Origin of the sequence: Fusobacterium sp. SYSU M8D902 (assembly GCF_040199715.1) — a bacterium.
Classification (GTDB): Bacteria; Fusobacteriota; Fusobacteriia; order Fusobacteriales; family Fusobacteriaceae; genus Fusobacterium_A.
Window position 1 is genome coordinate 22,905 of the sequence record NZ_JBEFNA010000009.1, and the last position, 14,061, is coordinate 36,965.

Consider the following 14,061-nt stretch of genomic DNA (forward strand, 5'->3'; position numbering starts at 1 on the left):
CTATATCTCACCCTTATTTTTATTTCCTTTAGTATATCCCATTACATAATCTATATTTATATTTTTCAACGAATTAAAAATACTCTGTTTTACATTTGAGTTTGTCTTCTCTAACTCTGCTAATAGGTTTTTTATCTCTCTTCTTTTTGAGTCCACTTTTCCAGATTCAATTGGACATCCACAACTCATTGCCTTTATCTCGTTTCTTTGAGTATATGAGATTATATCCTTCTCTTTAATATAGACAAGAGGTCTAATTACAGCCATTTTTCCACTTGTAGAGCTAACCTTAGGTATCATAGTTTTCACTGTTCCTGCATAAAACATATTTATCATAGCTGTCTCTACAACATCATCAAAATGGTGTCCTAAAGCTAATTTATTATATCCTAACTCTTCAACCTTGTTATAAAGTACACCTCTTCTCATCTTAGCACATAGGAAACAAGGATTATCTGGATCCTCTCTAAAAGCTACCTCCCACACATTTGCATCAAATATTTCACAAGGAATATCAAGCTCCTCTAGATTTTTTTTAAATTGTTCCATATCCATAGAACCAAATCCTGGATTCATAGAGATAAATGCTACCTCAAAATTCTTACTTCTATCTTTTTTTAACTCTTGAAATAACTTACATAATAGTAGACTATCTTTTCCTCCTGACACACCAACTGCTATCTTATCCCCATCTTCTATCAAATTAAAATCTTTTATTCCCTTTATAAATTTACTCCATATTTTCTTTCTATATGTCGTTCTAATACTTTCTAAAACTAATTCTCCTTTATTACTCATTTGCCCTCCTAAAAATATAGTAAATACAATACATTATAATATTTTTTACTATTTATGTCTACAATTTTAATTTTATACAATATAAAAATAAGAACACTTCAAATAAAGTGTCCTTACTATTATACTCTATTTATTTAGATGTCCTCTTAAAGTGCTTAAAATCATATCAATAGCCACTTTATTCTCTCCACCTCTAGGAATTATTATATCTGCATAACGTTTGCTTGGCTCACAAAACTCTAAATACATTGGTTTTACTGTTGTAAGATATTGATTCTTTACTGATTCAAAACTTCTTCCTCTCTCGTTCATATCTCTCTCTATTCTTCTCAATATCATTTCATCTGCATCTGTATCAACATATATCTTTACATCAAATAACTCTCTTATTTCAGGTACTGCAAAAATTAGTATCCCTTCAACTATAATTATCTTTGACGGATTGATCTTTACAACACCATCTTTTCTAGAGTGAGTTGTAAAATCATAAATAGGTCTCTCTATAACTTCACCATTTTTTAAAGCTACCAGATGTTTTCTTAATAAATCAAACTCTATTGAATCAGGATGATCAAAATTTACCTTTGCTTTTTCCTCTAAAGTCATATTTGTTAATTCTCTATAGTATGCATCTTGCTCTACTAAAGCTGCATCATCAGCTTTAAAAGCTTTTACTAAATTGTTTGCAACAGTTGTTTTTCCACTTCCACTTCCTCCTGCTACTCCAATTAAAATGCAATCTCTCATATTTTATTTCCTCCCATATCAATATACTGTTTTTTTCTTATTTTTATTATTATATCATATTTTTATATAAAAAATAAATAATTATCTTTATTAAGAAAAAAATAATAATTTAAAACCGAGGTAAATAAAAAGGGAAAAATCACTATAATCAGTATTATCTAAACACTAATTTTAAAAGTAACTTTTTCCCTTTTCTAAAGATTATTTCAATAATCTCAATTTAAATTTTTAATATCTACAATCTCAAATTAGATTTTACTTACATCAAATACATCTAATTTATTCTCATCAATATGGCTATCTTGCATTCTTAAGATTGCATTGATTGTATCTAATGAAGTAAGTACATCTACACCATATTCAATAGCAGCTCTTCTCATTTTAAATCCATCTCTTTGAGCGTCATTTGCTTTTGTAGGTGTATTGATTAATAGATCTACTTGTCTATTTTTTAATACATCATCAATGTTAGGTGAAGCCTCTCCCATTCTATTGATTAAAGTTGATTCAACTCCGTGTTCAGCTAGGAATTTTTGTGTTCCCTTAGTTGCAAACAGAGTAGATCCATGTCTTACTAAGCTCTTAGCTATTGGTAAGAACTCCTCTTTATCTTTATCTCTAATAGTTACTAATATCTTTCTATCTTGAATTAAGTGAACTCTCTTAGCTCCTAATAATCCCTTATAGATTGCCTCATCTACATTATTTCCTACTCCTAGTACCTCTCCTGTTGATCTCATCTCTGGTCCTAATGATACCTCAACACTTGATAATTTTTCAGTAGAGAATACTGGTACTTTTACAGCTACTAAGTTAGGTTTCTTATAGATTCCTGTTCCATAACCTATCTCTTCTAATGACTCTCCTAAGATTATTCTTGTTGCTATCTCAATTACAGGAAGTCCAGATATTTTTGATATATATGGAACTGTTCTTGAAGATCTTGGGTTAACTTCTATTACATATAACTCATTTTCATAAGCTATAAATTGAATATTCATCATACCCTTTGTTTCTAAAGCTTGAGAAATCTTTTTAGTTATCTCTAATACTTTTTCCTCTGTTCCCTCATATAGATTTTGTTGAGGATAGATAGTGATTGAGTCTCCTGAGTGAACTCCTGCTCTCTCTAAGTGCTCCATTATTCCTGGAATTAATACATCTTTACCATCACAGATAGCATCTACTTCTAATTCTATTCCATTTAAGTATTTATCAATTAATACTGGGTTTTCTGGGTCTCTTTCAAATGATGACTCTAAGTATTTTACTAAGTTGTACTCATCATGACAGATCTCCATTCCTTGTCCTCCAAGTACGTAAGAAGGTCTTACTAATACTGGATATTTTATCTCATTAGCTATCTCGATTCCGTGGTTAATATCCCAAACTGCTCTTCCTTTTGGTCTCTTAATATCTAACTCTTCCATCATTGCTTCAAATTTCTCTCTATCTTCTGCCTCATCTATTTTTTCAGCTGAAGTTCCTAATATCTTTATTCCTCTATCAGATAGAGCATTAGCAAGTTTTATAGCAGTTTGTCCTCCAAATTGAAGTACAACTCCTTCTGGTTTCTCTTTTTCAATTATATTTAAAACATCTTCTAAGATTAATGGCTCAAAGTATAATCTATCAGCTGTATTATAGTCAGTTGATACAGTTTCTGGGTTATTGTTTATGATTATGCTCTCTATTCCCATTTTCTTTAGTGTTTTTATTGAGTGAACTGTACAGTAGTCAAACTCTATTCCTTGTCCAATTCTTATTGGTCCTGAACCGATAACTATTATCTTTCTTTTATTTTCTACTTCTACTTCATCATGCTCATCATAAGTTGAGTATAGGTAAGATGTTTGAGCTTTAAACTCAGCAGCACAAGTATCTACTCTCTTATAAGCTGGTATTATGTGATGCTCTTCTCTTTTTGTTCTGATGTCATCTTCAGTAACATTCATCAATTCAGCAATTCCTCTATCAGAGAATCCTTTTTTCTTTAATTTTCTTAAATACTCTGGATCTAAATCTTTAAATTTAGTTTTCTTTAAGATCTCCTCTTGTCTTACTAACCACTCGATTTTTTCCATAAAGAACTTATCTATACCAGTGATTTTTTGTAATTTTTCTTTGATATATCCTCTTCTTAACATTTCAGCAACTACGAATATTCTCTCATCATCAGGTCTCACAACTGCTTTCTTTAACTCTTCCATAGTTAATTTCTTAACTGAAGGGTGCTCAAGGTTAAATCTTCCTATCTCTAATGATTTTAATCCTTTTAAGAAAGCTGCCTCAAAGTTATCTCCAATTGACATAACCTCTCCAGTTGCCATCATTTTTGTACCTAATACTTTATTTGCATTTTTGAACTTATCAAATGGCCACTTAGGAATTTTTGCAACTATATAGTCTATAGTTGGCTCTGTACAAGCATATGATTCCCCTGTTACTTCGTTTATTATCTCATCAAGTGTATATCCTAAAGCAAGTTTTGTTGATACTCTTGCTATTGGATAACCAGTTGCTTTAGAAGCTAGTGCTGATGAACGAGAAACTCTTGGGTTAATTTCAATAATAGCATATTTCATTGATTTTGGGTGTAGAGCAAACTGAACGTTACATCCTCCAATTACTCCTACCTCATCTAATATTTTTAAAGCTGATTTTTTTAACATTACAGCTTCTTTATGAGATAAAGTTTGTGTTGGAGCTACAACTATTGAATCTCCAGTATGGATTCCAACTGGGTCAACGTTTTCCATATTACATATTGTAATACAGTTTCCATTCTTATCTCTCATTACCTCATACTCTATCTCTTTCCAACCTAAGATAGATTTTTCTATTAACACTTGTCCAACTCTTGATAATTTTAATCCTTTTAATAGTATCTCTTCTAATTCCTTTTGAGTGTAGGCAATTCCTCCACCAGTTCCTCCCATTGTATAAGCTGGTCTTACTACAACTGGATAACCGATCTGTGCAGCAACTTTAATTCCATCTTCTAAACTCTCTACTATCTCACTCTCAATACAAGGCTCTCCAATTTTCTCCATTGTTTCTCTGAAGATCTCTCTGTCCTCACCTTTTTTTATTGATTCAACAGAAGTTCCTATTACTCTTACTCCATATTTTTCTAATATACCCTTCTCTGTTAATTCAACAGCAAGGTTTAATGCAGTTTGTCCTCCCATTCCAGCAAGAAGTGAATCTGGTCTCTCTTTAGCTATTACTTTCTCTACAAATTCTGCTGTGATTGGCTCTATATATATTCTATCTGCAACAGCTTTATCAGTCATTATTGTTGCAGGGTTAGAGTTTATTAATACAACTTCTATTCCCTCGTTTTTTAATGTTTCACAAGCTTGTGTTCCTGAGTAGTCAAACTCTGCTGCTTGTCCTATGATAATTGGTCCTGAACCTATTACTAATACTTTTTTTATTGATTTATCTAACATCATTTCCTCCTAAAATTTTGTTAAATTCTATACCTTAAATAACCTAAAAATTTATTACACAAGTTTTAAAAAATTTTCGAAAACATCATTTGAATCTCTATATAAATCTGGCATATATTGAACTCCACAGATTTTTAAAGCTTCATTTTTTATTCCTTCGATTGTTTTTACGTTAACTCCTTGATGAGTTACCTCAAATCCTTCAGGAGCCTCACTTACTACATATCCTGTATTTTGAGAAGTGATTATTACCTTTCCAGTCTCTAGATTTTTTACTGGATATCCACCTCTATGACCATATTTTAATTTTTCTACTTTTCCACCAAAGGCAAGTGCTATTACCTGCTCTCCTAATACTTCTCCAAATATTGCTATCTTACCAGCTAATTTTTTTACCTCTTCTATTGTCTCACTTAAATTCTCTGGATTTCCAGGTCCATTTGAAATTACTAATGCATCTAAGTTTTGAGCTAGTATCTCTTCAGCTTTTGTGTTATATGGGAATACTACTACGTTAAATCCCTTCTCTTTCATATAGTTAAGAGTACTATTTTTTACTCCTAAATCAAGAACTCCAACTCTTTTTCCCTCATTAGCTATCTCATAGATCTCTTTTGTACTTACTTCAGCTACTGCTTCCTTAGTTGAAAATCTATCAAATCTCTCTTGGATCTCTTTTTTTGTTAAATCTTCAGCTGTTATTATAGCTTTCATAGCACCATTATCTCTAATTATTTGAGTAAGGTATCTTGTATCAATTCCTTTAAATCCAGTTACATTATATTGTCTTAAGAAACCATCTAAAGTCATTTCGCATCTAAAGTTATTTGGTAGCTTTGCATCTTCCTTTATTATTAAAGCTCTTACTTGAACTTTATTAGATTCCATATCCTCTATGTTTATTCCATAGTTTCCTATCATAGGGTATGTCATCACTACCATTTGTCCGCAATTTGAAGGATCAGTTAAGATCTCTTGGTAACCAGTCATTCCTGTGTTGAATCCTATCTCACCAACTGTCTCTCCTAACTCTCCAAAAATTTTCCCTTCAAAACTCATACCATTTTCAAGAATAAGTTTTCCTCTCACTTTGACCTCCTACATTTCTTAACATACTAAAATTTTCCCAAAAAAAATGATATAACATCAAATGTCATATCACCATCTTTAAATAATAATTAATAAATTTTAAAATAAATATATTTTTAAAAGAAAAATCGAAAGAAATATTAAGAAAATAATCATTAAACTTAGAATTTCTAATACTTAATAAACTCTTCATACTACTCCCTCCAATTTGTACCTTTTTTTTTACTAAAAGTAATTATATCTACTTTTTTAATTTCTGTCAACACTTTTTTTATTTATTTTTATTTTTAATATTTTTTTCTTTCCTCTTGACTATTCTCTATTTATGTGTTAATAAAATAACGGGGAGGTTGAATACTCATGGATTATATTATAATAACTAACAATAGCAAAGTATATAACATTTATAAAGAGAGCAATGAAGTGCTTTTTTTTCAAAAAAAAGATCTATTAGAGTTACTTGAAATAATTAGAGATAAGATTTATGAAGGGCATATTTTACTCTCAGATCCTATACTTAGTAATCTTAATAACTTTGATAATCCTTATAAATCAATTGCTATTTCAAAGGATAATTTTTTAGGAGATCTTTTTATTAAAGATGATTCACAGCAAAAATTTATAGATACCTCTATAAATATTGCTAAAAAATTACCATTTAGAGAGAAAATAAATGAATTAAGTGAAGAAAAATTAGAAGAGTACAGATTTATTGATTTAAACTTATTGGTTACATTCATTAAAAAATTTGATAATTTTTAACTGAGGTGAATACATGAAATACTTTGAAAGAGTTTTAGACAGGATGAAATTCAAATTTATACCTGTTATTTCAACAAGGGACAATCTAATATTTGGTTATAAGGTTATGAAAGATTTTTCCACTCTGGGATTCAATGATAAGGAGTATATGTATCAAATGGCTTGTGAAGAGAAGATATTTGACAATTTTGCTCTTGATATGTTTGAAAAAGCTTGTAGGGAGATTCTTGAGAAAAACTTTATAAAAACTCATTTTTTCTACACTATTAGATTTAATCTACTACAAGATTATAAATATTTCTTTAAAAAGGTAGATGAAATCATAAAAAATTTAAATCTCGATCCTGAACTTTTTATATTTGATATAAAAGGTGTAATTGATTGGTATAATTTTCATAAAACTTTTTCTAATAAGTTTAAATATAAAGTTGTGATAAAAGAGGAACGAAACTTTGCTTTTAACTTCTCTATAATAGAGAGTTCTAAAGCTAAATTTGTAGAACCTCGTACTTTAGAAACACTCATTTTTATGAAAGAAAATGTAGAGATAGAACAACCACTAATCTTCAATCTTTTCTATAGTCAAGGCTTAGATTCTATATTTTTAAAAAATCTTGGAATTGATTATTACTATGATTCCAATAGTTAATCTACGCATTTTTTATAAAAAATCTAAAGAATTGTTAATACGATAAAAGTTTGATCACTTAATCAATCTTAAAATGTATAACAATTCTTTATTTTTTCTAATTTAATTTTATTTTAGATTGGCCACATCTGCTGTATCAATAACTAATGTCACAGGTCCATCATTTAAAAGTTCAACTTTCATATCAGCACCAAAAATTCCACACTCAGTTTTTATTCCAAAACTTCTGCATTTCTCTAAAAACTTTTCATATAAAGGATTAGCTAAATCTGGTTTAGCTGCCTCTGTAAACCCTGGACGACGTCCCTTTATGCAATTTCCATATAGAGTAAATTGAGATATTACTAGCAATTCTCCCTTTATATCCTCCAAACCTAAGTTCATTTTTCCCTCTGCGTCCTCAAAAATTCTCAAGTCTTTTATCTTACTTGCTAACCAGTTTACTTCCTTTTCTCCATCAGTATGTGTCACACCTAACAGTACCATTAGCCCTTTTTCTATTTTTCCAACTATCTCTCCATCTACAGTGACAGATGCATATTTTACCCTTTGTATTACTGCTCTCATACTTTTCACCTCAATACATTTTACTTAATATCATAACATTATTTTTCACAAAAGAGAAGATGATTCTAGAAATATTGTGAAAATAGTGATATAATTACATAGAAATATCTTTAAAATTTATAAGGAGAAGAGTTTTATGATAAGAAAAAAAACATTAACGGAATTTGCAAAAGTTATAAATTCAGATAGATATCAATATACAGAGAGTGATATTTTTCTAATGGAGCACATGGAGGAAAAAATAGCTATTTTTGATGTTTTTTTCAGAAAAACTGAAGATGGTGGTTTTGCTGTAGTAGCAGGTGTTCAAGAAGTTATCAACCTAATCGAAATTCTAAATAACACATCTACTGAGGAGAAAAGAATGTATTTTTCTGAGATAATTGAAGAGCAACACTTAGTAGATTATCTTTCTAATATGAAATTTACTGGTGATATTTATGCTATGAGAGATGGAGAGATAGCTTATCCTAATGAGCCTGTGTTAACAATAAAAGCTCCTCTAATTCAGGCAAAAATCTTAGAAACTCCTATACTTAATATTCTTAATATGCAGATGGCTATTGCTACTAAGGCTTCTAGAGTCACTAGAGCTGCCTATCCAGTTCCTGTTTCATCTTTTGGAAGTAGAAGAGCTCATGGATTTGACAGTGCTGTTGCTGGAAATAAAGCTGCTGTTATAGGTGGATGTGTCAACCACTCTAATTTGGTTACTGAGTATAAATATGGTATCCCTAGTATAGGTACTATGGCTCACTCATATGTGCAGACTTTTGGTGTTGGAAGTGAAGCAGAGAGAACTGCTTTTGAAACTTTTATAAAACATAGACAAAATAGAGAGAAAAATGCTTTAATCCTCCTAATTGACACTTATAATACTTTAGGAATGGGAATTAAAAATGCAATTGAAGCTTTTAAAAATTGTGGGATAGATGATTCATACAAGGGAATTTATGGAATTAGAATAGATTCTGGAGACTTGGCATATCTTTCTAAAAAGTGTAGAGCAATCCTAGATGAAGCTGGATTTAAAAAAGCTAAAATTGTACTAACTAACTCACTGAATGAGGAGTTAATAAGATCTCTTAGAGAGCAGGGTGTTTGTGCTGATATCTATGGTGTTGGTGATGAGATTGCTGTAAGTAAGTCTAATCCTTGTTTTGGTGGAGTATATAAAATTGTTCAGATTGATAATAATCCTGTTATTAAACTTTCTGAAGATGTTGTTAAAATTTCCAATCCTGGATTTAAAGAGGTATATAGAGTCTATGATAATCATGGATTTGCCTATGCTGATCTGATTACTCTTATGAATGGTGACTCTGATAGAGAACTACTTATTCAAGGAAAAAATCTTACTATTAGAGATGAAAAATATGATTTTAAATTTAGTGACTTAAAAAAGGGAGAGTATACAATTAAAAGACTTACTAATGATTATATAATCAATGGTGAGATTAATACTACTGAATATGAGAGATTATTTGATATAATGGGTTGTCAAAAATACTATCTAGACAGTCTAAAAAAAGTCTCTCCTGAAAGAAAAAGACTTGAAAATCCACATAAATATAAAGTTGACCTTTCAGCTGATCTACTTGAATTAAAATACAAACTAATAAAAAATATCAAAGCTGAAATTAGATAGACATTATTTTAGAAAGGTGTAATTATGGAGTTTAATAAAATTAAGTATATTGAGAGAAAAACAGGGGAGATTAAGATTGAAAAGGTGCCAGGAGAGAAATATTTAAAATTTCTATACTACAATCCTCTTGGAGAACTTCCTCTAAACCTTGTGGTAAAAAAGAAATTTCTTACTGATTACTATGGTAAACAGATGGATAAGAAGGAGTCTACTAAAAAGATCCCTAGTTTTATAAAGGAAGCGGATATCAACATTGAAGAAGCTAAAAAAACTATTGATCAATTTACCTCTTTTAATGATTTTTTCTATAGAGAATTAAAAGATGGTGCTAGAAGTATTGACTTTGATGAAAATGTTCTAACTTCACCAGCAGATGGGAAAATCCTTGTATTTGAAAATTTGGAAAAAGAGAAAGAGCTCTTTATAAAAGGGGATAAATTTACTTTGAAGGAGTTCTTTCAAGATAGTGAACTAGCTAAAAAATATGAGGGTGGAGTTTTTCTAATTGTGAGATTAGCTCCTATAGATTATCATAGATTTCATTTTCCTTGTGATGGAAAAATAGGTGCAAGTAAACTTATCAATGGTGATTACTTCTCTGTTTCTACCCATGCAATCAAGAAAAATTTTAGAATTTTTTGTGAAAATAAGAGAGAGTTTTCCATTCTACAAACTAAAAATTTTGGTGATATAGCTATGTTTGAGGTTGGAGCTACTATGGTCGGTGGAATAAAACAGAGCTACACTCCAGATAGTTTTGTAAAAAAAGGAGAAGAGAAGGGATACTTCTATTTTGGTGGATCTACTTGTATTCTTGTGTTTGAAAAAGATAAGATAAAAATAGATAAAGACCTAATAGAGAATACAAAAAATGGAATTGAAACAAAAGTTTATATGGGAGAAAAAATAGGAGTTGCTTTCAATTAATATATGAAAAACAAAAGAAAATACTTTAGAATTGGGGATTTGGTTATATATCTATTTTTTATAGCTTTTTTTTCTATCTTAGGAGCCAAAGTCCTCAAATTAGGAGAGGAGAAACCTTCAAAAGTTGAGATCTATGTTGATGGAAATTTAAAATATGTCTACCCTTTACAAAAAGAGGAGAGAGATATTTTTGTTGATACAGTCCTAGGTGGTGTTAATGTTAAATTTAAAGATAATAAAGTTAGAGTTACTACATCTAATTCACCTAGAAAAATCAATGTTAAAAGAGGTTGGATAAGTTCACCTGGTGAAGCTATAATTGGTATTCCTGATAAATTATTTATCAAAATTGTGGGGGAAAAAAATAATAGTGATGATCTAGATTATATTATTAAATAGAGGTGAAAAATGTCTAAAGAAAAATCTTTAAAATTCTTAGGAATTGGTATTATTTTAGTAGTTATTCAAAGCTTTTTTCAAGAACATGAAGCTTTTATAGCTATATATAGTAAGTATGTTGGGTATTTAACCCCACTTATCTACGCTTTTTTTATAACTATATTTTTAGATCCTGTAGTTTCTTTAATAGAAGAAAAATTCAATATGAAGAGGATTTTAGCTGTAATATCTACAATTATCTTAGTTGGTTTCATCATTTTTATTGGAATAGCCATAATCGTTCCTCAAGTTGGTAAAAGTTTGAGAGAGCTATATGATAAACTTCCTGTGATGCAGGAGCAAATTGAAAAATATGCAACTTTAGGAATTGATTTTCTAAAAGAAAAAAATATTCTAACTATTGGTGATGCCGAGATCAGAGAGAGTATCAATAGTTTCATAAGAGATAATATGACATCTATACAGGATTTTGGACTATCTGCTTTCTGGAATATTGTTTGGTGGGGGGTTGCCCTTACAAAATTTTTTATTGGATTCTTTCTAGCCTTCCTAATTTTAATTGATAAAGAATATTTTATTGGTTTTTTGAGAAATATTTTTTCAATTATCTTTGGAGCAGAAAAAAGTTCAGCTACTATTGACTTTTTGGAAAAATCTAGAAAAATTCTAATGAGCTATATCTGGGGTAGAATTATTGTTTCTACTGCAGTTGGTTTTATTACCTTTGCTGTAATGTTTGTGACAAAAACACCATATGCTGTAATCAGTGGTATTATGATTGGGTTAGGAAATATGATCCCATACATTGGATCTATTGTGGCTGGAATTATTGCTGTTTTCTTGGTAGCACTTGCAAACCCATACAAGTTAATCTTCTTAGCCTTAGCAATTACAATTGCACAGCTTGTAGATGGTTGGATAATTGGTCCTAAAATTGTCAGTGAAACAGTTGGTATGAGAACATTTTGGATTGTGCTTTCTGTATTGATTGGTGGTAGCCTTTTTGGTCCAGTGGGTATGTTCTTTGGGGTCCCTATATTTGGAATGTTAAAATTAATTTACTTAAAACTTTTAAGAAAAGAGGAGAAACAAATAGATGAATGATAAGATAACTTTAATTGCCTCTACTACTATGGGAGTAGAGAGTGTTGTAAGAGATGAGTGTATAGCTCTAGGCTTTGATAATGTTAAAGCTTTTAACGGAAGAGTTGAGTTTGATGGAACTATAAGTGATATTATCAAAGCTAATCTTCACTTAAGATGTGCTGATAGAGTATTTATTAAGATGGGGGAGTTTAAAGCTGTCACTTTTGAGGAACTTTTTACTAATATAAAAAGATTACCTTGGGGAGATATTATTGAAGAGAATGGAGAATTCCCTGTAAGTTGGGTAAGTTCTGTTAAATCTAAGCTTTTTTCTAAATCTGATATACAGAAAATAACTAAAAAAGCTATTGTAGAGAAATTAAAAGAGAAGTATGGAAAAAGTTATTTCTATGAAGATGGAGCTAAATTTGCTATAAAAATTCAAGCTCATAATGATATATTTCTTGTGATGATTGACACCAGTGGAGATCCTTTACATAAAAGAGGTTATAGAGCTATTAAAAATGAAGCTCCTATAAAAGAGACTATGGCTGCTGCTCTTGTTCTACTATCAAGATGGAAAGGTGGAGAACTACCTCTAGTAGATCCAATGTGTGGTACAGGAACTTTACTTATTGAAGCTGCTATGATAGCTAGGAATATAGCCCCAGGTGCTAATAGAAATTTTGCTTGTGAAGATTGGAAACTTATCCCTGAAGATCAATGGATAGATGCAAGAGATGAAGCATTTTCTATGGAAGATTATGATAAAGAGGTAAAAATCTATGGTTCTGATATTGATCCAGATACTGTTGAAATTGCAAGAAAAAATATGCAAAAAGCTGGAGTTGAAGATGATATAGTTCTTGAGTGTCAAAACTTTTTGGATATGGAAAGAGATGAAGAGTATGGAGCACTTATCACAAATCCACCATATGGAGATAGACTTTTAGATGAGGAAGCTGTTGAAAGATTGTATGGCTTACTTGGAGATATTTGTAGAATGAGAATACCAAAATGGTCTTACTATATTATCACATCTCACAAAGGTTTTGAGAAAGCTTTTGGTAAAAAATCTACAAAAAATAGAAAATTATATAATGGTGGTATAGAGTGTCACTACTATCAATATTATGGAGAGAGAAATGGAAAGAAAAGAGTATAATGAGATTCTAAAATTTTCTATTGAGGTTATACTTCAAATTTTTATAAAAATTAACAGAAGATTAGATGAATTAAATAATAACGGAGAAATCTCAGCTGTTGAGATTTTAGAAAATGAAGTTATTCCAAAATATGAGAAACTTTTAAAGGGATTAAAAGCTGAAATTATTGAGGATGATCAAGAAAAATCAATAGATAGTGAAAAAATTGAAAATATAAAAAAATATATTTTTGATATTATGAAAGAGAACAATCTAACTGAGGAATTTATAGATTCTCAAATAAAAATCAGAGAAGAGTTAAAAGATAATTCAGGTGCTGAAGTTGTAAAAAAACTTTTTGAATATGAAAAGAAACAGATGGAAAATACTAAGTACAATCTTTTGGATAAGGTCAATTCAGTATTAGATCGTGAAGATAAACTTGCTATGGATCTTAAAAATGCTATACAAGAGGAGGAGCAAATTGAATGTATTTACAGATTGCAACCTGTTCGTGAAGAGTATAGAGCCTTGGAAGAAAAGATACTAAGAGTTCAAAAAAATATAGATAATATCAATAAAAAGCTGGCTTCTCAATGGGCCTACGAGATATATGGTACTATTTCTAAAGATAATATGCTAAACACATATAATCAAACTATGAAAAATTAAAAAAATATGTTAGAATATGGAGGAACTATGAAATTTTTAAAAATAGTTATTCTTCTGCTAATAATAGCTGGAGGATTTTATTATCAAGCTCATAAAAAAGCTGGTAAACCATTGAAT

13 protein-coding genes are annotated in these 14,061 nt (G+C 30.1%); 8 read left to right on the forward strand and 5 right to left on the reverse strand.

Going from position 1 to position 14,061, the window contains the following annotated elements:
- The 4 genes from ABNK64_RS05205 to ABNK64_RS05220 all read right to left on the reverse strand — a co-directional run bounded on the left by ABNK64_RS05205 (position 1) and on the right by ABNK64_RS05220 (position 6,089).
- Positions 1 to 798: a PP-loop family protein gene (locus ABNK64_RS05205; RefSeq protein WP_349763708.1), complete on the reverse strand. Its 798-nt coding sequence runs from the start codon at positions 796 to 798 to the stop codon at positions 1 to 3.
- Between the two features lie 126 nt (positions 799 to 924).
- Positions 925 to 1,545: a uridine kinase gene (gene udk, locus ABNK64_RS05210; RefSeq protein WP_291256614.1), complete on the reverse strand. Its 621-nt coding sequence runs from the start codon at positions 1,543 to 1,545 to the stop codon at positions 925 to 927.
- Between the two features lie 248 nt (positions 1,546 to 1,793).
- Positions 1,794 to 5,000 carry a carbamoyl-phosphate synthase large subunit gene (gene carB, locus ABNK64_RS05215; RefSeq protein ID WP_300341893.1) on the reverse strand — a complete coding sequence of 1,069 codons (3,207 nt, stop codon included), beginning with the start codon at positions 4,998 to 5,000 and terminating at the stop codon, positions 1,794 to 1,796.
- Positions 5,001 to 5,054: 54 nt separating this feature from the next.
- The gene (locus ABNK64_RS05220; RefSeq protein ID WP_291256612.1) at positions 5,055 to 6,089 is read right to left on the reverse strand and encodes a carbamoyl phosphate synthase small subunit; all 1,035 of its coding nucleotides are present in this window, start codon (positions 6,087 to 6,089) and stop codon (positions 5,055 to 5,057) included.
- 360 nt (positions 6,090 to 6,449) lie between these two features.
- Between ABNK64_RS05220 and ABNK64_RS05225 the strand changes: the two genes are divergently transcribed.
- Together ABNK64_RS05225 and ABNK64_RS05230 are read left to right on the forward strand one after the other, a co-directional pair.
- On the forward strand, positions 6,450 to 6,851 hold the full coding sequence (locus ABNK64_RS05225; RefSeq protein WP_349763709.1) for a GrdX family protein: 402 nt from the start codon (positions 6,450 to 6,452) through the stop codon (positions 6,849 to 6,851).
- Positions 6,852 to 6,864: 13 nt separating this feature from the next.
- Entirely contained in the window at positions 6,865 to 7,500 is a 636-nt protein-coding gene (locus tag ABNK64_RS05230) for a hypothetical protein (protein ID WP_349763710.1), read from the forward strand.
- A 108-nt stretch (positions 7,501 to 7,608) separates the two neighbouring features.
- On the opposite strand, the gene dtd is transcribed toward ABNK64_RS05230, so the two are convergent.
- Positions 7,609 to 8,067, reverse strand: a complete 459-nt coding sequence (gene dtd, locus ABNK64_RS05235; RefSeq protein ID WP_349763711.1) for a D-aminoacyl-tRNA deacylase — start codon at positions 8,065 to 8,067, stop codon at positions 7,609 to 7,611.
- A 136-nt stretch (positions 8,068 to 8,203) separates the two neighbouring features.
- Between dtd and ABNK64_RS05240 the strand changes: the two genes are divergently transcribed.
- Genes ABNK64_RS05240 through ABNK64_RS05265 form a run of 6 tightly spaced genes read left to right on the forward strand, consistent with a single transcriptional unit; the run spans position 8,204 to position 13,944 of the window.
- Positions 8,204 to 9,715: a nicotinate phosphoribosyltransferase gene (locus tag ABNK64_RS05240; protein WP_349763712.1), complete on the forward strand. Its 1,512-nt coding sequence runs from the start codon at positions 8,204 to 8,206 to the stop codon at positions 9,713 to 9,715.
- Positions 9,716 to 9,739: 24 nt separating this feature from the next.
- A complete protein-coding gene (locus ABNK64_RS05245; RefSeq protein WP_349763713.1) occupies positions 9,740 to 10,642 on the forward strand; it encodes a phosphatidylserine decarboxylase in 903 nt (300 codons plus the stop codon).
- A gap of 3 nt (positions 10,643 to 10,645) precedes the next feature.
- Complete coding sequence (locus tag ABNK64_RS05250; protein ID WP_349763714.1) at positions 10,646 to 11,041, forward strand: NusG domain II-containing protein; 396 nt, start codon at positions 10,646 to 10,648, stop codon at positions 11,039 to 11,041.
- Positions 11,042 to 11,050: 9 nt separating this feature from the next.
- The gene (locus tag ABNK64_RS05255; protein ID WP_349763715.1) at positions 11,051 to 12,145 is read left to right on the forward strand and encodes an AI-2E family transporter; all 1,095 of its coding nucleotides are present in this window, start codon (positions 11,051 to 11,053) and stop codon (positions 12,143 to 12,145) included.
- Complete coding sequence (locus tag ABNK64_RS05260; RefSeq protein ID WP_291256604.1) at positions 12,138 to 13,292, forward strand: THUMP domain-containing class I SAM-dependent RNA methyltransferase; 1,155 nt, start codon at positions 12,138 to 12,140, stop codon at positions 13,290 to 13,292. The genes ABNK64_RS05255 and ABNK64_RS05260 overlap by 8 nt, the downstream gene beginning before the upstream one ends.
- Positions 13,273 to 13,944 (forward strand): V-type ATP synthase subunit I domain-containing protein, encoded by a 672-nt coding sequence (locus ABNK64_RS05265; RefSeq protein WP_349763716.1) that lies wholly within the window; start codon positions 13,273 to 13,275, stop codon positions 13,942 to 13,944. Before ABNK64_RS05260 ends, ABNK64_RS05265 begins: the two co-directional genes overlap by 20 nt.
- Positions 13,945 to 14,061: the final 117 nt, after the last annotated feature.

Bases quoted from the DNA above. Each gene is read 5' to 3' on its own strand.
- ABNK64_RS05250 (WP_349763714.1), top strand. From the start codon at position 10,646: ATGAAAAACAAAAGAAAATACTTTAGAATTGGGGATTTGGTTATATAT.
- ABNK64_RS05230 (WP_349763710.1), top strand. From the start codon at position 6,865: ATGAAATACTTTGAAAGAGTTTTAGACAGGATGAAATTCAAATTTATA.
- ABNK64_RS05245 (WP_349763713.1), top strand. From the start codon at position 9,740: ATGGAGTTTAATAAAATTAAGTATATTGAGAGAAAAACAGGGGAGATT.
- ABNK64_RS05225 (WP_349763709.1), top strand. From the start codon at position 6,450: ATGGATTATATTATAATAACTAACAATAGCAAAGTATATAACATTTAT.
- ABNK64_RS05240 (WP_349763712.1), top strand. From the start codon at position 8,204: ATGATAAGAAAAAAAACATTAACGGAATTTGCAAAAGTTATAAATTCA.
- ABNK64_RS05205 (WP_349763708.1), bottom strand. From the start codon at position 798: ATGAGTAATAAAGGAGAATTAGTTTTAGAAAGTATTAGAACGACATAT.
- dtd (WP_349763711.1), bottom strand. From the start codon at position 8,067: ATGAGAGCAGTAATACAAAGGGTAAAATATGCATCTGTCACTGTAGAT.
- ABNK64_RS05260 (WP_291256604.1), top strand. From the start codon at position 12,138: ATGAATGATAAGATAACTTTAATTGCCTCTACTACTATGGGAGTAGAG.
- ABNK64_RS05255 (WP_349763715.1), top strand. From the start codon at position 11,051: ATGTCTAAAGAAAAATCTTTAAAATTCTTAGGAATTGGTATTATTTTA.
- carB (WP_300341893.1), bottom strand. From the start codon at position 5,000: ATGTTAGATAAATCAATAAAAAAAGTATTAGTAATAGGTTCAGGACCA.
- udk (WP_291256614.1), bottom strand. From the start codon at position 1,545: ATGAGAGATTGCATTTTAATTGGAGTAGCAGGAGGAAGTGGAAGTGGA.
- ABNK64_RS05265 (WP_349763716.1), top strand. From the start codon at position 13,273: ATGGAAAGAAAAGAGTATAATGAGATTCTAAAATTTTCTATTGAGGTT.